The sequence below is a fragment of the Herbaspirillum sp. alder98 genome (assembly GCF_020179755.1).
In the GTDB taxonomy this organism is placed as follows: Bacteria; Pseudomonadota; Gammaproteobacteria; order Burkholderiales; family Burkholderiaceae_D; genus Herbaspirillum.
Map to the genome: position 1 here is coordinate 481,069 of NZ_JAIUCY010000004.1, position 19,434 is coordinate 500,502.

16 protein-coding genes are annotated in these 19,434 nt (G+C 61.8%); 2 read left to right on the plus strand and 14 right to left on the minus strand.

Going from position 1 to position 19,434, the window contains the following annotated elements; all coding sequences use genetic code 11:
• Positions 1 to 28: 28 nt before the first annotated feature.
• The 4 genes from LBW87_RS12655 to LBW87_RS12670 all read right to left on the minus strand — a co-directional run bounded on the left by LBW87_RS12655 (position 29) and on the right by LBW87_RS12670 (position 4,095).
• Positions 29 to 1,582 (minus strand): sugar ABC transporter ATP-binding protein, encoded by a 1,554-nt coding sequence (locus tag LBW87_RS12655; protein ID WP_225201831.1) that lies wholly within the window; start codon positions 1,580 to 1,582, stop codon positions 29 to 31.
• Between the two features lie 65 nt (positions 1,583 to 1,647).
• A complete protein-coding gene (locus LBW87_RS12660) occupies positions 1,648 to 1,989 on the minus strand; it encodes an L-rhamnose mutarotase (RefSeq protein ID WP_225201832.1) in 342 nt (113 codons plus the stop codon).
• Positions 1,990 to 1,998: 9 nt separating this feature from the next.
• Positions 1,999 to 2,775, minus strand: coding sequence for an SDR family oxidoreductase (locus tag LBW87_RS12665; RefSeq protein ID WP_225201833.1), 777 nt, complete (start codon positions 2,773 to 2,775; stop codon positions 1,999 to 2,001).
• Between the two features lie 42 nt (positions 2,776 to 2,817).
• On the minus strand, positions 2,818 to 4,095 hold the full coding sequence (locus LBW87_RS12670) for an L-fuconate dehydratase (protein WP_225201834.1): 1,278 nt from the start codon (positions 4,093 to 4,095) through the stop codon (positions 2,818 to 2,820).
• A gap of 275 nt (positions 4,096 to 4,370) precedes the next feature.
• On the opposite strand from LBW87_RS12670, the gene LBW87_RS12675 reads away from it, so the two are divergent.
• Entirely contained in the window at positions 4,371 to 5,213 is an 843-nt protein-coding gene (locus LBW87_RS12675; protein ID WP_225201835.1) for an IclR family transcriptional regulator, read from the plus strand.
• 99 nt (positions 5,214 to 5,312) lie between these two features.
• On the opposite strand, the gene LBW87_RS12680 is transcribed toward LBW87_RS12675, so the two are convergent.
• The gene (locus LBW87_RS12680; protein WP_225201836.1) at positions 5,313 to 6,176 is read right to left on the minus strand and encodes an SMP-30/gluconolactonase/LRE family protein; all 864 of its coding nucleotides are present in this window, start codon (positions 6,174 to 6,176) and stop codon (positions 5,313 to 5,315) included.
• Between the two features lie 116 nt (positions 6,177 to 6,292).
• Positions 6,293 to 7,393, minus strand: coding sequence for a porin (locus tag LBW87_RS12685; protein WP_225201837.1), 1,101 nt, complete (start codon positions 7,391 to 7,393; stop codon positions 6,293 to 6,295).
• A gap of 298 nt (positions 7,394 to 7,691) precedes the next feature.
• On the opposite strand from LBW87_RS12685, the gene LBW87_RS12690 reads away from it, so the two are divergent.
• The gene (locus LBW87_RS12690; RefSeq protein ID WP_225201838.1) at positions 7,692 to 8,633 is read left to right on the plus strand and encodes a LysR family transcriptional regulator; all 942 of its coding nucleotides are present in this window, start codon (positions 7,692 to 7,694) and stop codon (positions 8,631 to 8,633) included.
• A 194-nt stretch (positions 8,634 to 8,827) separates the two neighbouring features.
• Here the strand turns inward: LBW87_RS12690 and LBW87_RS12695 are convergent, their stop codons facing one another.
• The 8 genes from LBW87_RS12695 to LBW87_RS12730 all read right to left on the minus strand — a co-directional run bounded on the left by LBW87_RS12695 (position 8,828) and on the right by LBW87_RS12730 (position 19,398).
• Positions 8,828 to 9,604, minus strand: coding sequence for an SDR family NAD(P)-dependent oxidoreductase (locus tag LBW87_RS12695; protein ID WP_225201839.1), 777 nt, complete (start codon positions 9,602 to 9,604; stop codon positions 8,828 to 8,830).
• Between the two features lie 55 nt (positions 9,605 to 9,659).
• Positions 9,660 to 11,420: an IlvD/Edd family dehydratase gene (locus LBW87_RS12700; RefSeq protein ID WP_225201840.1), complete on the minus strand. Its 1,761-nt coding sequence runs from the start codon at positions 11,418 to 11,420 to the stop codon at positions 9,660 to 9,662.
• Positions 11,421 to 11,495: 75 nt separating this feature from the next.
• Positions 11,496 to 12,698, minus strand: a complete 1,203-nt coding sequence (mmsB, locus tag LBW87_RS12705; RefSeq protein ID WP_413927641.1) for a multiple monosaccharide ABC transporter permease — start codon at positions 12,696 to 12,698, stop codon at positions 11,496 to 11,498.
• A gap of 65 nt (positions 12,699 to 12,763) precedes the next feature.
• Positions 12,764 to 14,293, minus strand: coding sequence for a multiple monosaccharide ABC transporter ATP-binding protein (mmsA, locus tag LBW87_RS12710; RefSeq protein ID WP_265112929.1), 1,530 nt, complete (start codon positions 14,291 to 14,293; stop codon positions 12,764 to 12,766).
• A gap of 176 nt (positions 14,294 to 14,469) precedes the next feature.
• Positions 14,470 to 15,543: a multiple monosaccharide ABC transporter substrate-binding protein gene (chvE, locus tag LBW87_RS12715; RefSeq protein WP_265112930.1), complete on the minus strand. Its 1,074-nt coding sequence runs from the start codon at positions 15,541 to 15,543 to the stop codon at positions 14,470 to 14,472.
• 218 nt (positions 15,544 to 15,761) lie between these two features.
• Positions 15,762 to 16,775 carry a galactofuranose ABC transporter, permease protein YjfF gene (yjfF, locus tag LBW87_RS12720; protein ID WP_225201842.1) on the minus strand — a complete coding sequence of 338 codons (1,014 nt, stop codon included), beginning with the start codon at positions 16,773 to 16,775 and terminating at the stop codon, positions 15,762 to 15,764.
• Positions 16,772 to 17,851 carry an ABC transporter permease gene (locus LBW87_RS12725; protein WP_225201843.1) on the minus strand — a complete coding sequence of 360 codons (1,080 nt, stop codon included), beginning with the start codon at positions 17,849 to 17,851 and terminating at the stop codon, positions 16,772 to 16,774. The genes yjfF and LBW87_RS12725 overlap by 4 nt, the downstream gene beginning before the upstream one ends.
• Positions 17,848 to 19,398 carry a sugar ABC transporter ATP-binding protein gene (locus LBW87_RS12730; RefSeq protein ID WP_225201844.1) on the minus strand — a complete coding sequence of 517 codons (1,551 nt, stop codon included), beginning with the start codon at positions 19,396 to 19,398 and terminating at the stop codon, positions 17,848 to 17,850. Before LBW87_RS12730 ends, LBW87_RS12725 begins: the two co-directional genes overlap by 4 nt.
• Positions 19,399 to 19,434 lie beyond the last annotated feature (36 nt).

The window sequence follows — 19,434 nt, forward strand, 5'->3', positions numbered from 1 at the left end:
GGATTGGCCATGAGCGTCTCGAATTGAATTATTGGATCACCGTCGACTCGCGCTGGGTGGCGAGCTGCATGATTTTTTCCTGGGTGGCGTCGGCGGCGGCAAGCTCGCCCGTGACGCGCCCTTCGCACATCACCAGCACCCGGTGACTCATGCGCAGCACTTCGGGCAACTCGGAGGAGATCATCACGATCGCCTTGCCCTGGGCCGCCAGCGCATCGAGCAACTTGTAGATTTCGTTCTTGGCGCCGATGTCGATACCGCGCGTGGGTTCGTCGAAAAACAGGATGTCACAGTCGCGCAGGAGCCATTTCGCGATCACGATCTTTTGCTGGTTGCCGCCCGACAGCAGGCGCGCCTGCTGCTCTACCGATGGCGTCTTGATGGCCAGCTGGCGCACGTAACCCTGGGCCGTCTCGCGCAAGGCGCGCTCATCGATGAAGATGCCGCGCCGCACGAAGCGGCCCATGCACGACAAGGCAATATTGGTTTGCACATCCATGCCCACCGCCAGGCCGAAGTGCTTGCGGTCTTCCGACAGGTAGCCGATGCCGTGCGCCACCGCATCGGCGGGCGAGCCGATCAGGGCGCGTTTGCCGTGAATCAGGATCTCGCCGGCATCGACCGGATCGGCGCCGAAGATGGCGCGCGCGACTTCGGTACGGCCAGCGCCCATGAGCCCGGCAAAGCCCAGTATCTCGCCCCGCCGCAGGGTGAAACCGACGTCGCGAATGGCCCGTCCACGCGACAGCCCGCGCACTTCCAGCACCACTTCATTGGCGGACGTATCGGGCGGCGTGCCCTGGCCGCCGTCGAGCTGGCGGCCGACCATCATCGAGATGATGGTATCCATCGGCGTGTCGCGCATCGGCACGGTGGCGATGTAACGTCCATCGCGCATGACCGTGACCCGGTCCGCGATCTGGCGCAGTTCATCCATCTTGTGCGAGATGTAGACGATGCCCACGCCCTGCTGCTGCAGGTCGCGGATGATCCGGAACAGTTCGGCGATCTCGGCGTTGTTGAGCGCGGCGGTAGGTTCATCCATGATCAGCACGCGCGAATCGAACGACAGCGCCTTGGCGATCTCGACCATCTGCTGGCGCGCCACGGTCAATTCGCCGACCGGCGTGCGCGGATCGAGGTCGAGCCGCATACGCTCGAAGATGACAGCGGCTTGCCGGTTCAGTTTTTCTTCGTCGATGAACAGGCCCAGGCTTTTCTTCGGTTCGCGGCCGATGAAGATGTTCTGCGCCGCCGACAGGTGATTCATCAGGTTCAGTTCCTGATGGATGATGCCGATGCCCAGCGCCTGCGCCGCACGCGGGCCGTCGATCTCGACCGCACGGCCATCGATCAATATCTCGCCGCTGTCGCGCTGGTAGACGCCCGACAGGATCTTCATCAGGGTCGACTTGCCGGCGCCGTTCTCGCCCATCAGCGCATGCACCTCGCCGGCCGCCAGGTCGAACTGGCAATTATCCAGCGCCAGCACGCCCGGAAAACGCTTGCTGACGTTGCGCAGCGCGATCACCGGCTGGGCGGCGGTCGCGGCAGTGTCTCTTGTCTCTTGGTCTTGTTGCATGCTCACCTCGGATGCATATCCGGCGCTTCTGCGACGCCGTCGTTTCTTGATCTTGAATCAGTGCTTCAGGGTTGGCTGGACAGATCGAATATCTGCTCCATGCCGATCCATTTCTGGCCAGCCGGGGTCCAGGGCGTGGGCGCCTGGAAGCGCCACATCAGCTCCTCCCATTCGCGCACCTTGGGGTCCTTCTCGCTGGCGGCGGCCATCGCCGCGGCGTCGTACACGGCGTCGTCGGTCTCCATCACCATCACCATGCGCGTACCCAGCCGCCAGATTTCCATGCCGAGCACGCCTTGCCGCTCCAGGTGGGCGGCAATCTCGGGCCAGATGCGGCGGTGATGGCGTTCATACTCGGCGATCAGTGCAGCGTCGTCCTTGAGGTCCAGTGCGAGCAGATGGCGCATTACGGCTCCTCAGGTCAGCGCACGGTCGAGATGGGTATAACCGCCATCGACGAAGACCCATTGACCGGTGGTATGCGACGAACGCCCCGACAGCAGGAACACCGCCATGTCGGCCATCTCTTCGGAAGTCGTGAAGCGCTTGCCCAGCGGCACCTTGCTCGAAATGGCGGCAAGCTTGGCTTGCGGGTCGTCGAAAGTGGCCAGCCAGTTCTCGTAGAGGGGCGTCATCACCTCGGCCGGGATCAGCGCATTGACGCGCACGCCATCGTCGCGCAGGGCGGCGGCCCACTCGCGGGTGAGCGACAGCTGCGCCCCCTTGGAGGCGGTATAGCCGCTGGTGTTGCCCTGGCCGGTGATGGCGGTCTTGGACGACACATTGATGATGGCGCCGCGAGTGGCCTTCAGGTGCGGCACGCAATAGTGCGCCATCACGTAGTAATGAATCAGGTTGCGTTCGAGCGAGCCGACGAAGGCATCGCGCCCGGCATCCAGGCCGATGCTGTCGTTGACCCCGGCATTGTTGACCAGGCCATCGAGGCGCCCGAAGCGTTGCACGGTGTCGGCCACGGCGTGGCCGATCCTGGCCTCGTCCTGCAGGTCAAGCTTGAAGAACGCGGCGTGTGGCTGCAGCTGCTGCAGCCGCTGCCAGAATTGCGGGTCCGGCTCGCTGCGCCCGAACACCACCGGCAGCGCGCCTTCGGCGGCCAGCTGCATCGAGATCGCGCCGCCGATGCCCGAGGCGCCACCGGTGACGATCACTACCTTGTCTTGCAGATTCAGATCCACTTGTTGTCTCCGTTATTCTTGGTGCTCGAGGCCGGCGTCGGCCTAACCCCTGAAGCGGTACTGCTCCAGCGACTCCGGTTTCATCTCGATCGAGAATCCCGGCAGGGTCGGCGGCATGTAGGCGGCGTTGCTGACGATGCAGGGATCGACGAAATGCTCATGCAGGTGATCGACGTACTCGGTGACACGGCCTTCCTTGCTGCCCGAGATGCAGACGTAATCGATCATCGAGAGATGTTGCACGTACTCGCACAGGCCCACGCCGCCGGCATGCGGGCACACCACCACGTTGTACTTGGCCGCCATCAGCATGACCGCCAGGATCTCGTTGACGCCGCCCAACCGGCAAGAGTCGATCTGCACCACATCGATCGCTTCGCGCATGATGAACTGCTTGAACAGCACCCGGTTCTGGCACATCTCGCCGGTAGCCACCTTGACCTCGCCGATGGCTTCGCGAATCTTGCGATGGCCTTCGACGTCGTCCGGGCTGGTCGGCTCTTCGATGAACCAGGGCTTGGCGAAGGCCAGTTCCTTGACCCAGGCGATGGCCTGGTCGACTTCCCATACCTGGTTGGCGTCGATCATCAGCTTGCGGTCCGGTCCCAGCACCTCACGGGCGATCGAGACCCGACGCTTGTCGTCGGCCAGGTCGCGCCCGACCTTGAGCTTGACGTGTTCGAAGCCCTGGTCGATGGCTTCCTGCACCAGCCGGCGCAACTTGGCATCGTCATAGCCCAGCCAGCCGGCCGAGGTGGTGTAGCAGGGATAACCTTCCTGCTTCAGGATACGGATGCGCTCGGCCTTGCCGGCTTCCTTCTCGCGCAGCAGCGCCAGCGCCTCGTCGGGCGTGATGCAATCGGTGATGTAGCGGAAGTCGATGCTGCGCACCAATTCCTCGGGCGACATGTCTGCCACCAGTTGCCACAGCGGCTTGCCTTCGAGCTTGGCCCACAGGTCCCACACGGCATTGACCACCGCACCGGTGGCCAGGTGGATCGCGCCCTTGTCCGGGCCGATCCAGCGCAGCTGGCTGTCGGAGGTGACATGGCGCCAGAAGCGCCCCATGTCGGCGGTGATCCAGTCCAGGTCGAGCCCGACCACCAGGTGCTCCATGGCATTGATGGCGGCACAGCAGATCTCGTTGCCGCGGCCGATGGTGAAGGTCAGGCCGTGGCCCTTGTGCTGCGGATGATCGGTGTCGAGGATGACGTAGGCCGCCGAATAGTCGGGGTCCGGGTTCATCGCATCGGAACCATCCAGCGATTGTGAAGTGGGAAAGCGCACGTCAAGCACGCGCAGGGCTGTGATCTTGGTCATTCGGTTCGAATTGTCGTCAGGTTGCTGGCGTCGGCTAGGCGGCAGGCGTACCTGCCAGGGAAATCGTCTCGTCTTATTTTTTACTTACGAATGAAATAAGTTTTCATATGTAAGATTCGTAGCATACTCGCTATCATATTCTCGCTGCCGGGATGAACCGATGATGTTTCTGTCAGCATCGATATCAAAACGGATATGAGCACCTGTAAAAAATAGTTTTACAAATGAAATTGGTTGTCTTATACAATTTCGTCAAATTCCACCGCCAACTACCCATGCCCCGTACCAAGACCCTGCCGCCCGCCGATAGCGATGCCAGCGCCGACGAAGCCGCCAATGGCGACAGCGCGCGCAACCGTTATGCCGCCCCTGCGCTGGACAAGGGCCTCGACATCCTGGAGTTGCTGAGCCGCTCGGAGCAGATGCTCACGCTGAACCAGATCTCGCGCCAGCTCGGGCGCAGCGTCAATGAAATCTTCCGCATGGTGGTCACGCTGGAACAGCGCGGCTACCTGATTGCCGACAACGACCAGTACCGGCTGTCACTGAAGCTGTTCGAGCTGGCCCACTATCACCAGCCGATCCGCTCACTGGTCGGCACTGCCCTGCCGCATATGCGCGAACTGGCCACGCGGGCAGTGCAGTCCAGTCACCTGACGGTCTATGAGGCCGGTCGCGTGATCGTGGTGGCCCAGGTCGACAGCCCCGAGCGCTGGGCCTTCGGGCTCAAGGTAGGGGCACTGGTGAGCCTGACCGATACTGCATCGGGTTATGTCCTGCTGGCCTTTAGAGACGACGCCGAACGCGCCCGCATGCTGGCTGAACATGTACGCCTGGATGGCGAGCAGGAAGTCGACACCGCAGAGCTGCAGCGCCAGGTCGACGACACCCGGCGGCGCGGTCACTCGCGCACCGACAGCCGCCAGATCCGTGGCGTGATCAACCTCTCGTATCCGGTGATGGGCGCCAACAACCGCATGCTGGCCGCGCTCAACGTGCCCTACATCGAACGCATCGACAAGAAGGTCAACCCCAGCCTGGACGAGGTGCAAGGCATCGTGCAGGAGATCTCGGCCCGCCTGTCGCGGTTGATGGGGGATTCGAGTTTCGGGAGTTAGTGGGTACGCCTTAAAGTCGCTGGGTCCTGACTTTCGTCAGGATGACGGTTCATCTCTCCGTCGTCCCGGCGCAGGCCGGGATACAGTGACGTTAACTTTTTACCCGGCGAACCTGACCTCGGGCAACCCGCGCACACCTGGTTGCGCCGCAAAAACCGCGCCGGCAAACACATCTTCCTGGCGCTGCGCGACACTCATGCCCTCATGCGCGGTAGTGATATACAGCGTGGACAAATCAGCGCCACCAAAGGCGACGCAGCTGACTTGCGTAGCCGGCACCTCGACCGTGCGCTCGATACTGCCGTCGGGCGCAAAGCGCACCACGCGCGAGCCGCCCCAGCGAGCATTCCAGACGAAACCCTCGGCATCGACGCAGGACCCATCCGGCCCACCGGGCGTGGTCGACAGGTCGGCAAACACGCGCGGGTTGGCGCCGTCAACATCGCAGCACATGATCTTGCCCTGCATGCTGTCGCAGTAATACATCACATCACCCGCAGGGCTGAAGCAGATGCTGTTGGAGATGGCCACGCCCGCCAGCGGCAGGCGTTGCAGCGAGAGATCGGCATTGAGTCGGTAGAAGCTACCGATCGGTGCGCGCGCCGGGTCTTCATTGAGCGTGCCGAACACGAACCGGCCCTGGCGATCACAGCGACCGTCGTTCAGGCGCGTGGTGGGCAGGTCCGCCTCGACCTCGCAGATGGGACTGACCACGCCATCATCGAGCGTCATGAAGGCCAGGCGCGAGGCCAGCCCCAGCAACAGGCGGTTGGCGTCGGCGGTAAAGGCGAAGCAGCAAAGGCGCTCCGGCAAGCCCCAGCTGCGGGTAGTGCCGCGTTGCGGATCATGGTTCCACAGGCGCGACGCATGGATATCGGTCCAGAACAGCGACTGCGAACGTTCGCACCACAGCACGCCCTCACCCAGTTCGTGTTTTCCATCGACCAGCAATTGCGCTTTCATACGATTCTTTTCCAGTCAAACTGTTACTTGATTATCAATAACGCAAAAAAGGGCAGGCTTTCGCCTGCCCTGAATTACATCAAGACCACCTCAGGAAGGATTACACCACTACAACATCAGAACGAATGGGCGACACCGAAGTACCCACCATTTTGGCCCTTGCCGGCGCCAGGACCAGTTGCATCCGCTGCCTCGAGGGCAAAGTTAGCATTGCCCTTGTTACGAACGGAGCCAGCGCCCACGTACAGCAGGGTACGCTTGGACAGGTAATAGTTGGCGCCCAGCATGTACAGGTTGGCGTTGCCACCACCGTTGTTGACGTTGACGCGGAAGACAGAGCCAATCAGGGTCAGCTGCGGCGTCAGGTCATAGTTGGCGCCAATCCAGTAGTGATTGACCTTGCTCGGCAGACCGGCAGCAACGTCAGGCGCCTTCAGGTTTTCGTAACCGACGAACATCTTCAGGTTGTCGATCTTGTAAGTACCACCCAGGATCAGTTCCTTGGAGTTGGTGAAGATCGTGTCAGCTGCAGTGGTGGTCGGCACGCTGCCGTACTTGCCATTGGCGTCACGCACCACGTCATAGATGGCGCGCAGTTCCAGGCCATTCTTGATGTAGGCCAGCGAAATGCCGTCCTTGCGGCCATTCTTGACCGAACCCGCCTGCTCGCCCAGCGAAGTCTGCAGGGTAGCCGTAAAGCCGCCGAAGTCAGGTGTCTGGTATTCGATCACGTTGGCCGCGCCAGGCCAGTTGCGGCCCTTCACCAGGCTGGCAGTGCCGATCCATTGCTGGCCGGTCGGATCCAGGAACCAGACGTCGTTGTTGATGAACAGGTTGCGGCCGAACTTGATCGAACCGGCGCCACCCTGCAGGCCGACGTAGGAACGACGATTGAACAGTTCGGTGCCGTTGGTCTTGCCCGTGGTCGCGCCGAAGCCCGATTCCAGCAGGAAGAAGGCGTTGGTGCCGCCGCCCAGGTCTTCGGTTCCCTTGAAACCGATCATGCTGGTACCCCACTGGTTGCTGGCAGCGCGCCAGCGGGTGCCGCTGGTGCCATCGGCATTGGTGGCGTTGCTGACAACGTCCACGCCAGCGACCACACGACCATAGATGGTCACGCTGCTGGTTTGTGCTTGTGCCTGGGCAGAAAATGCGCCCAGCAGCGCCAGCGCGCACAGGGTCTTCTTACCAGTAAAGGATGCCTTGACTTGCCTCATGAATAGTCTCCGTGATATTGCAGTTAGAATTTTCGTCGGTCGGTTCGGCCATACAGACTGCAAATCCGATCATCGAAGACCTGACATGCCGCTGACAACTTCCCGCTTGTTCTTTGTTGTACTACCCGAACTTTTTCATTCCGATCACCGCTGTTGTAAATCTATGCGAGTGCGGAACGTGGGTGAATACTAAGTATTCGTTTCATGTCTTTCCAATGAATTCTTTCGCAAATGCGATATGCGATTTGATATCATCATCGACAGCAAAAATATTTAAAACAAAGTTCTGCGGAGACTTATGAAGAACAGTGATCCAAACTGGTTTCTGCGAGCACGATTAAAGACACGCCAACTCCTGCTGTTAATCGCACTCGACGACACGCGCAACATTCACCGCGCCTCCAGCGAGCTCAACATGACCCAGCCGGCTGCCTCCAAGCAGCTCAAGGACCTGGAAGACATGCTGGCCGTCTCGCTGTTCGAACGCCTGCCGCGCGGCATGCGCCCGACCATCTACGGCGAGGCGATGATCCGCCACGCGCGCATGGCGCTGACCAGCCTGTCCAAGGCGCATGAAGACATCGTGGCGTTGAAGTCTGGCTTGTCGGGCCAGGTCGATGTCGGCGTGATCCTCTCACCCGGCATGGCGCTGCTGCCACCGGCCATTGCCCGCGTCAAGGAACACGCGCCCATGCTGCGCATCGGCGTCGAAGTCGAAAGCAGCAACATCCTGCTGTCGCGCCTGATGCACGGCGAACTCGATTTCGTGATCGGTCGCATCCTCGACGAAGAAAACCGCAACGACCTGCAATACTACGAGCTGGCCGATGAACCGGTATGTGCGGTAGCGCGCGTAGGCCATCCATTGCATGCACGCGAGAACCTGAAACTGTCGGATTTAACCAACGAACCGTGGATTCTTGCGCCCAAGGGCAGCATCCTGCGTGCACGTTGCGACCAGATGTTCCGCGAACAAGGTCTCACGCCGCCATCGAACGTGGTCGACACCACGGCCATCCTGTTCATCACCAGCCTGCTGCAGCAAACCGATTTCCTGTATGCGATGCCGACTGAGGTGGCGCGCTATTACACCCAGGCGCGTCTGATGGATATCCTGCCGATCGACTTGCCGTGCCGCATGGACGGCTTCGGCATCATCACCCGCCGCGACGCGCTGCTTTCGCCGGGAGCGTCATTGCTGCTGGATGCGATCAGGGAAGTGGCGAAAATGATTTACTGATGTCGCCGGGAGGCGACGGCTGGTGAGCTATACCCCACCGTCGTGCCGGCGTCTTTTTTACTTATCTATCGGTATAAAAAAAGACGCTGGGTCCCGACTTTCGTCAGGACGACGGAGATTGATTTATAGGCAATCCGTCGTGCTGGCGAACGCCGGCACCCAGCGTCTTTTTTCCTTGCGTCACTACCGAAGACTCAGACCCAACCCGCATCCACGATAAATTCCTGCGCAGTACACATCGCACTGTCATCGGCCGCCAGGAACAGCACCATGCGCGCCAGATGCCATGGCAGCAATTCACCCTGCAGGCACTGGTTGCGGGCGATCGCCTGCTTGCCTTCTTCATCCAGCCACAACTTGATCTGGCGCTCGGTCATCACCCAGCCAGGGGTAACGGTATTGACGCGGATCTTGTGCGGACCGAGGTCGCGTGCCAGGCCGCGCGTCAGGCCCAGCGTCGAGGCCTTGGCCGTCGTATAGACCGGGAAGCCGCCGCCCGACTGGTGCCAGCTGATCGAACTGAAGTTGATGATCGAGCCGCCGCCACGACGCTGCATGCCCGGCACCACCGATTGCACCGCAAAGAACGACGGTCGCTGGTTGATGGCGATGCGGTCGTTCCAGTAATCGAGCGTGACCTCTTCCAGCTTGTGGCGCTCATCGTTGGCGGCATTGTTGACCAGCACATCGAAGTCGCCCAGCTCACCCTGCAGCTCGGCGATGGTGGCCTGGAAGGCGGCAATGTCACGCAAGTCGCAGTGACGGAACAGCGGCTTGATGAAACCGGCTTCACCCAGTTCCCGGCACAATGCCTCGCTCGGCTCGCGGGCGATATCGACGAAGGCCACGTGCGCGCCCTGCTCGGCAAACGCCGAGACGATGGCCGCGCCAATGCCCGTGCCGCCGCCGGTGATGAAGACGCGTTTTCCCTTGAGGCTGGGGAAACTGGCCAGTTGTGGATTGCTGCTCATCTGTTCTCCTTGGCTGCGCCGGCCAACTGCGCCGGCGCCATTTTGTTAGTTTGTATTAGTGCGAATGCTTGGGAACGGCGGCGCCGCGGCAACCCACCAGGAAGTCGAAATCGCAACCCTGGTCAGCCTGCAGCACGCGATCGACGTACAGCGCCTGGTAGCCGCCGGCCATCTCCGGCTTCTGTCCCGCCAGCTTGGCCGCACGCGCGGCCTGGCGGCGCGCCATTTCCTCGTCGCTGATATCGAGCTGCAACTTCCCGGCGTAGGCATCGAGCTCGATGAAGTCGCCATCTTCCACGATACCCAGCGGGCCGCCGGCGGCCGCCTCCGGCGCCACGTGCAGGATCACGGTGCCGTAGGCGGTGCCGCTCATGCGCGCGTCCGAGATGCGCACCATGTCCTTGACGCCGGTGGCCAGCACCTTGGGCGGCAAGCCCATGTTGCCCACCTCGGCCATGCCGGGATAGCCCTTGGGACCGCAGTTCTTCATCACCAGCACGCAGCTGGCGTCGACATCCAGATCAGGGTCGTTGATGCGTTCCTTGTAGTGCGAGAAGTCTTCGAACACCACTGCGCGACCACGATGCTTCATCAACTCCGGCGAGGCCGCCGACGGCTTCAACACGGCGCCGCGCGGCGCCAGGTTGCCGCGCAGGATGCACATGCCGCCGTCTTCGATCAGCGGTTTGGCCAGCGGCCGCACCACTTCGTCGTCATAGATCGGCGCATCCTTGACGTTATCCCACATGGTCTGGCCATTGGCGGTCAGCGCGTCCGGATGCGGCAGCAGATTCGCTTCGCCCAGGCGGCGCAGGACCGCTGGCAGGCCACCGGCGTAATAGAACTCTTCCATCAGGAACCGGCCCGACGGCTGCAGGTCGACGATGGTCGGGGTGCCGCGGCCGATGTGGGTCCAGTCTTCCAGCTCGAGATCGACGCCGATGCGGCCGGCGATCGCCTTCAGGTGAATCACCGCATTGGTCGAACCGCCGATGGCGGCGTTGGTGCGAATAGCGTTCTCGAAGGCCTTGCGGGTCAGGATCTTGGACAGGCGCAGGTCTTCCCACACCATATCGACGATGCGCATGCCCGACAGATGCGCCAGCACGTAGCGGCGCGCATCGACGGCGGGAATAGCCGCATTGTGCGGCAGCGATACCCCCAGCGACTCGGCCATGCAGGCCATGGTCGAGGCCGTGCCCATGGTGTTGCAGGTCCCGGCCGAACGCGACATGCCCGCCTCGGCCGCCATGAAATCGTGAATGCTGATCTCGCCCGCCTTGACCTGCTCGGACAACTTCCAGACCACCGTGCCGGAACCGATATCCTTGCCATGGTGCTTGCCGTTGAGCATCGGGCCACCGGTCACCACGATGGCCGGGATGTCGCAACTGGCCGCGCCCATCAGCAGCGCCGGCGTGGTCTTGTCGCAACCGGTCAGCAGCACCACGCCATCGATGGGATTGCCACGGATCGACTCTTCCACATCCATGCTGGCCAGGTTACGGGTCAGCATGGCGGTCGGGCGCAGGTTGGATTCGCCGTTGGAGAACACCGGAAACTCCACCGGGAAGCCACCGGCCTCGATGATGCCGCGACGCACGTGTTCGGCGATCTTGCGGAAGTGGGCGTTGCAGGGCGTCAGTTCGGACCAGGTGTTGCAGATGCCGATGACCGGCTTGCCCTGGAACTCATGATCGGGAATGCCCTGGTTCTTCATCCAGCTGCGATACATGAAACCGTTCTTGTCCGCCGTGCCGAACCAGCTGGCCGAGCGCAACTTGCGGCTCTTGTCTTTCTTGTCGTCACTGCTCATCTTGTTTTTTCCTGGATGTTGGTCTGGGATGCAGTCGGGCGGCATGGCCGCCCGCCCCCTGTCGTAACTGAGTGGTTACTTGTTCTTGTTATACACGTCAAAGCAAACTGCCATCAGCAACACCAGACCCTTGATCATCTGCTGATAATCGATACCGATGCCCATGATGGACATGCCGTTGTTCATCACGCCCATGATGAAGGCGCCGATCACTGCTCCCATCACCTTGCCCACGCCACCCGAGGCCGAGGCGCCGCCGATGAAGCAGGCCGCGATCACGTCCAGCTCGAAGCCCAGACCGGCCTTGGGTGTGGCGGTATTGAGACGGGCCGCGAAGATCAGGCCGGCCAGCGCCGCCAGAACGCCCATGTTGACGAAAGTAAGAAACGACACGCGCTCGGTCTTGATCCCCGACAGGCGCGCCGCTTTCTCGTTGCCGCCGACGGCATAGACCCGACGGCCCAGCGTGGTGCGGTTGGTGATGAAGGTGTACAGCACCATCAGCGCAAACATGATGATGAGCACGTTGGGCATGCCGCGATAGGACGCCATCAGGTAGCTGAAGGCGATGATAGCCACCGCGAACAGGCCATTCTTGAGCAGAAAGAACAGTTGCGGTTCGTCTTCCATGCCATGCTTGGTCTGCTTGCGACGCGCGTGGAACTTGACCGCCAGCAACACCACCGAGGCCACCACGCCGACGATGAGCGAAGTCGTGCGGAACTGGGTGTTGCCGGTCAGCTCAGGAATGAAGCCCGAGCTCAGCATCTGGAATGCCGGCGGGAAAGGTCCGAGCGACTGGCCCTGCAGCAGCGCCAGCGCCATGCCCTTGAACACCAGCATGCCGGCCAGGGTGACGATGAACGACGGAATCTTGAAGTAGGCGATCCAGTAACCCTGGGCCGCGCCGATGGCGGCGCCGGCGATGATGCACACCACCGAGGCCGACACGAAGTCCCAGCCGTGGTCCACCATCAGCACTGCGGCCAAAGCCCCGATCAGGCCCACCACCGAGCCCACCGACAAGTCGATATGTCCGGCCACGATCACCATCAGCATGCCCAGCGCCATGATCACGATGTAGCTGTTCTGCAGCACCAGGTTGGTGATGTTGAGCGGGCGCAGCAAGGTTCCGTCAGTCATGATCTGGAAGAACGCCATGATCGCCACCAGCGACAGCAGCATGCCGTACTCGCGCATGTTGTTTTTCAAAAAGCCGGCGTAGTCCCTCTTTTCGGCCGGGCCACCGCCCGCTGCCAACGGCTCTTTATTGCTCATCTTCATGGTCTCCATAATTCACCTCTTAACTTTAATTCTTGACTTCAATCCTGCGCCAGACAGGTTCATATTCTTTTGTTGCGCATGATGGCGCGCATGATGCTTTCCTGGCTGGCTTCCTCGCGATTGAACTGGCCGACGAACTGGCCCTCGTTCATCACATAGGTGCGGTCGCACATGCCCAGCAGCTCCGGCATTTCGGACGAGATCATGATGATGCACTTGCCCTCTGCCGCCAGCCTGCTGATGATGTTATAGATTTCGAACTTGGCGCCGACGTCGATGCCGCGCGTGGGTTCATCCAGGATCAGCACTTCGGGGTTGGAGAACAGCCACTTGCTCAGCACCACCTTCTGCTGGTTGCCGCCCGACAGGTTCACCACCTTCTGCAGCACGCTCGAGCAGCGGATCCGCATCTGGGTGCGAAAATCGACCGCCACCTTGTATTCACGCGCCTCGTCGATCACGGTACGTTCGGACACGCCGCCCAGGTTGGCCAGCGAGATGTTCTTCTTGATGTCTTCTTCCAGCACCAGGCCGTCGCCCTTGCGATCTTCGGTGACGTAGGCGATGCCATGCCCGATGGCTTTCTGGATGGTCGACAGGTCGACTTCCTTGCCATGCAGGAAAGCCTGGCCGGTGATCTTCTTGCCATAGGCGCGACCGAAGATGCTCTTGGCCAGCTCGGTGCGCCCCGAGCCCATCAGGCCGGCGATGCCGACGATCTCGCCGGCGCGCACCTGCATGTTGACGTCCTTGATGGCGAGCCGGTCGGCGTGCAGCGGATGATGCACGCGCCAGTCGCGAATCTCGAAGATCACGTCGCCGATCTCGGGCTCGCGCTGCGGATAGCGGTCGGCCATCTCGCGACCCACCATGTTGGCGATGATGCGGTCTTCGCTGATCGGCTCGACGCGACAGTCGAAGGTGTCCACGGTAGTGCCGTCGCGCAGCACCGTGATCGAATCGGCCACCTTGGAAATCTCGTTGAGCTTGTGCGAGATCAGGATCGACGAGATGCCCTGCGTCTTCAGTTCCAGCAGCAGTTCCAGCAAGGCGTCGCTGTCGCTTTCGTTGAGGCTGGCGGTCGGCTCGTCCAGGATCAGCAGCTTGACCTCTTTCGAGAGCGCCTTGGCGATCTCGATCAGTTGCTGCTTGCCCACGCCCAGGTCGCCCACCAGGGTCAGGGGGGACTCCTTCAGGCCGACCTTGGCCAGCAGCGCCTTGGCGCGCAGGAACGATTGCTCCCAATCGATCACGCCGGCGCGCGCCTGCTCGTTGCCCAGGAAGAGGTTTTCCATCACCGACAGCAACGGCACCAGTGCCAGTTCCTGGTGGATGATGATGATGCCCAGGTGTTCGCTGTCGCGGATATCCTTGAAGGAGCGGACGTCGCCCTGGTAGACGATGTCGCCGGCATAGGTGCCGTGAGGATAGACGCCGGACAGCACCTTCATCAACGTCGACTTGCCCGCGCCGTTCTCGCCGACCACGGCGTGGATCTCGCCCTCGCGCACGGCGAGGTTGACGTTGTTCAGGGCCTTGACGCCGGGGAAGGTTTTTTCGATGCCGCGCATCTCGAGGATGTTGTTCATGATGCAGACCTCAGGTTGTGCGCCGGGCGCAGCGGGATTACTTTTAACGCAACAGTCCCGCACGGGAGCGGGACCGTTTCTTCGCGTGCTTCATGTGATGTGCAACTGCGTCGTGGCCTGGCCTGCGTGACACGACGACGGCCGCGACAGTTGTCGCGGCCGGCTTGACGCATGACTTACTTCACTTGTGCTTCGGTGTAGTAGCCGCTGTCGATCAGCACTGGCTTCCAGTTGCTCTTGTCGACCACGACCGGCTTCAACAGGAATGCAGGCACCACCTTGACGCCATTGTTATAAGTCTTGGTGTCGTTGATCTGTGGTTCCTTGCCGCCCAGCAGCGAGTCCACCATGCCGACGGTGACCTTGGCCAGCTCACGGGTGTCCTTGAAGATGGTCGAGTACTGTTCACCACGGATGATCGACTTCACCGACGGCACTTCGGCATCCTGGCCGCTCACATACGGGAACGGTTGTTGCGGGGTGCCGTAACCAACGCCGCGCAGCGACGACAGGATACCGATCGAGATGCCGTCATACGGCGACAACACGGCGTTGACGCGGGCGTTGCTGTAGTAGGCCGACAGCAGGTTGTCCATGCGGGCCTGGGCGGTGGCACCGTCCCAGCGCAGGGTCGCGACCTTGTCCATGCCCATCTGCTTGCTGCGCACCACCAGCTTGCCGCTGTCGATGTAGGGCTTCAGGACCGACATGGCGCCGTTATAGAAGAAGAAGGCGTTGTTGTCGTCCGACGAGCCGCCGAACAGTTCGATGTTGAATGGTCCCTTGCCTTCCTTCAGGCCCAGCGCCTTTTCCAGCGAGCTGGCTTGCAGCACGCCAACCTGGAAGTTATCGAAAGTAGCGTAGTAGTTGACGTTCTTGGAGCCGCGGATCAGTCGGTCATAGGCGATAACCTTGACGCCCTTGTCGGCCGCCTTCTGCAGCACGTCGGTCAGGGTGGTACCGTCGATGGCGGCGATCACCAGCACCTTGGCGCCCTTGGTCAGCATGTTCTCGATCTGCGACAGCTGGTTGGGGATGTCATCTTCTGCGTATTGCAGGTCGGTCTGGTAACCCTTTTCCTTGAGCACCTTGACCATATTGTTGCCGTCGGCAATCCAGCGCGCCGAGGACTTGGTCGGCATCGCAACGCCCACCAGCGACTTCGACTGTGCACTCACTTGTGCGCTGATGGACATCAGGCTCACGCCCAGACCGAGCGCCAGCGCGGTCAATACCGATTTGATTTTCATGTTGTTGTCTCCGTTAACTTTAATTTACGTTATGGCGTCTTTTTAGTTCACCCGACACCGCTGCGCAGCCTAACGCATTCGAGTCCGAGCTGTAATTTGCGGCCTCTACATTAATCACTTTATCAATACATTTCTAATGACTTTTTATGAGATATGGATATGTTTTTTAGTATTACTCCCTCCGTCAACACCGCAAGAAAAAGCCCCCTGCTGATCCGTCAAACCCCTGCCGTAGCCTGGCCTGGCGTCGATTGACGCAGTGCACCAATCGAAATCACGCGCTGGGCCACGCAAAAGACAAACAGCAAAGCGCCAATAAAGATCTTGGTCCACCATGAACTGAGCGAGCCATCGAATGCGATCAGGGTCTGGATCACGCCCAGGATCAGCACCCCGGTCAGGGTGCCGGCGACATAGCCGTAGCCACCGGTGAGCAAGGTGCCGCCGATAACGACCGCCGCGATGGCATCGAGTTCCACGCCTTGGGCATGCAAGCCATAGCCGGACAGCATGTAGAACGAAAAAAGCACGCCGGCCAGCGCTGCACAGAATCCGGAAAAGGCATACACCAGCACCTTGGTGCGTCCCACCGGCAAGCCCATCAGCAAGGCCGACTGCTCGTTGCCGCCGATGGCGTAGACGGCACGTCCGAAGCGGGTGCTGTGCGCCAGCCAGATGCCGACGGCCAGCATCAGCAGCGCCACGACCACGCTGGGCGAGATGAACAGTTCGCCCAGTTCGATGCGGCTCTGCGACATCGCCACGAACAGCGGATCGTCGATGGTGATGGAGTTGATGCTGATCAGGTAGCACAGGCCACGCGCCAGGAACATCCCGGCCAGGGTGACGATGAAGGCCTGCAATTTGAAGTAATGGATCAGTGCCCCCATCGCCGCGCCAAACCCCGTTCCCACCAGCAACGCGGTGGCGATGACCAGCAGCGGATGCCAGTGCGCCGTCTGCAGCAACCAGGCGCAGATCATGGTCGACAGCGCCAGCACCGAGCCCACCGACAGGTCGATACCGCCGGCCAGGATGACGAAGCTCATGCCGATCGCCACCACCAGCAGGAAACCGTTGTCGATCAACAGATTGAGCAACACCTGCGGCGCCAGGAAACCGTCGTAGCCGAATGCGCCGGCGCCCAGCATCACGCACAGCAACGCTACCGTCACGGCCGAGGTGAACCAGGGGGCGGCGCTGGCGCGCCGCAGAACATGCGATGAACTCATGACTTGTCCGATGTGAAGATGCGCCGGAACTGCGGCGACTGCGACAGGCAGACCAGGAACACCACGATCGCCTTGACCACCATGTTGACCTCGGGCGGCACGCCCAGCGAATAGATGGTGTAGGTCAGGGTCTGGATGATGAGCGCGCCGATGACGCTCCCCACCAGGCTGAAGCGCCCCCCGGCCAGCGAGGTGCCGCCCAGCGTCACCGCCAGGATCGCATCGAGTTCCAGCAGCAGCCCGGCATTGTTGGCGTCGGCGCTCTTGATGTTGGAGGCCACCATCAGCCCCGCCAGGCCGGCGCAGAAGCTGCAGAAGATATAGACGAAGAAGATCAGCGCCGCCGTGCGGATGCCGGCCAGGCGCGATGCCACCGGATTGATGCCAACCGACTGGATGAACAGGCCCAGCGCGGTTTTCTTCATCAGCAGCGTCAGCAGCGCAAACATCGCCAGCGCGATATAAAGCGAGAACGGCAGCCCGAACAGGTAACCGCCACCGATGAAGAAGAACGGCTTGTAATACACCGTCACGATCTGGCCGTCGGTGAGCAATTGCGCCAGCCCGCGTCCGGCCACCATCAGGATCAGCGTGGCAATGATCGGCTGCAACCCCAGCACCGCCACCAGCAGGCCGTTCCAGGCGCCGCACACCAGCGCAGCGCCGATGGCAGCGGCCAGCGCCCACCACATCGGCACATTGCTGACGTACTGCGAGACGCCATCGATCACTACCATCTTGCCGCCGATCAGGATCGCCGCCACCGCGCCCGAGATCGCCACGACCGCGCCGACCGAGATATCGACGCCGCGGGTGGCGATCACCAGCGTCATGCCCAGCGCGGCCAGCATCAGGGGCGCGGCGCGATTGACGATATCGACCAGCGCGCCGTACAGGTGACCGTCCTTGATTTCGAGCCGGAAGAAGCCCGGCACCAGCAGCAGGTCGAGCAGCAACAGCGCCGCCAGTGCCGCCAGCGGACGCAGCAGCGGATGACGCAACGCGCCGCCCAGCAAGGCACGCACGCCACCGGTACCGGCTTCGGGGATCAGTTTGGTTTGCATCGATGCACTCATGCCGCCTCTCCCGCGATGACCTGCAGCACGCCGGCCTCGTCGAGCTCGCCGCGGCGGTACTGGCCACAGGCATGGCGGTCCCGCAACACCAGCATGCGGTCGCTGCAGCGCAAGACCTCCGGCAGTTCGGACGAGATGAAAAGGATAGCCATGCCCTTGCGGCACAGCGCGGTCACAAAATCCATGATTTCCTGCTTGGCGCGCACGTCGATGCCGCGCGTAGGTTCGTCCAGGATCAGCATGCCCGGGTCGGTGGCCAGCCAGCGCGCCAGCAGCGCCTTTTGCTGGTTGCCGCCCGAGAGCAAACCGATCGGCGTGTCGAGATCGGCGGTCTTGATGCCCAGCCATTTCACATAATCGGAGGCAATGCGGTTCTGCTCGCGGCGTGGCACCACCCGCAGCAGCCCCTGGCGCGCCTGCAGCGCCAGGATGATGTTCTCGCGCACCGACAGCTCCAGGATCGCACCTTCCTTCTTGCGGTCTTCCGAGCAATAGCCGATACCGGCGCCGATGGCGTCGCGCGGCGCCGTTAGTTTTACCGTGCGTCCGGCGATCCTGAGTTCGCCGCTATCGGCACGATCGGCGCCGAACAGCAGCCGGGCCAGTTCGGTGCGACCGGATCCCAACAGCCCGCACAGGCCATATACCTCGCCGCGACGGATATCCAGGTTCTGCGGCGCCAGCATGCCGCGTCGACCGAAGTCGCGCGCCTCGATGAAGACCTCGCCGTTATCGGTGGCGGCCGCCGAAAGCCCGCCTGCCACGGCGCTGGTGGCCGCCTGCAGCTTGTCGTGATCGACCGCCACGCTGCCTACCATCTTGTTGACCAGCTCCAGGCGAGGCAGGTCCGCCGCCAGGTATTCACCTTCGCGCACGCCATTGCGCAGCACCGTGATACGGTCCGAGATGGCGTAGGTCTGGTCCAGGAAATGGGTCACGAACAGGATCGCCATGCCCTGCTCGCGCAGCCGCAGCAACACCTTGAACAGCTGCTGCACCTCGGCCTCGTCCAGGCTGGAGGTGGGTTCGTCCAGGATCAACACCTTGGCCGAGACCGACAACGCACGCGAAATCGCCACCATCTGCTGGATCGCCAGCGGATAGGACGCCAGCGGTGCGCCGACATCGATATCGATCTGCAGTTGCGCCAGCAGGCGACGCGCCTCGGCATGCACCGTCTTCCAGTCGATGCGACCGAAACGGCCAGGGTAACGTCCGATGAAGATGTTTTCGGCCACCGACAGGTTGGGACAGAGATTGACCTCCTGATAGACGGTGCTGATGCCCAGCGCCTGCGCCGCCAGGGTCGAATCGGGCGCAATCGGGCGACCATCGAGTTCGATCTTTCCGGCGTCCGGGGTATAGACCCCCGTCAGCACCTTGATCAGGGTCGACTTGCCCGCGCCGTTCTGCCCCATCAAGGTATGTATTTCTCCGGGAAACAAACGCAAGCCCACGTCCGCCAGCGCCTTCACGCCGGCGAAAGCCTTGTGGATGCCGCCCAGTTCCAGCATCGGGCGCGCCTGCGCCCCTGCAGCCATGCTCATCGCAACTCCATCCAGGCTGCGCCTGCAGCGCGCACA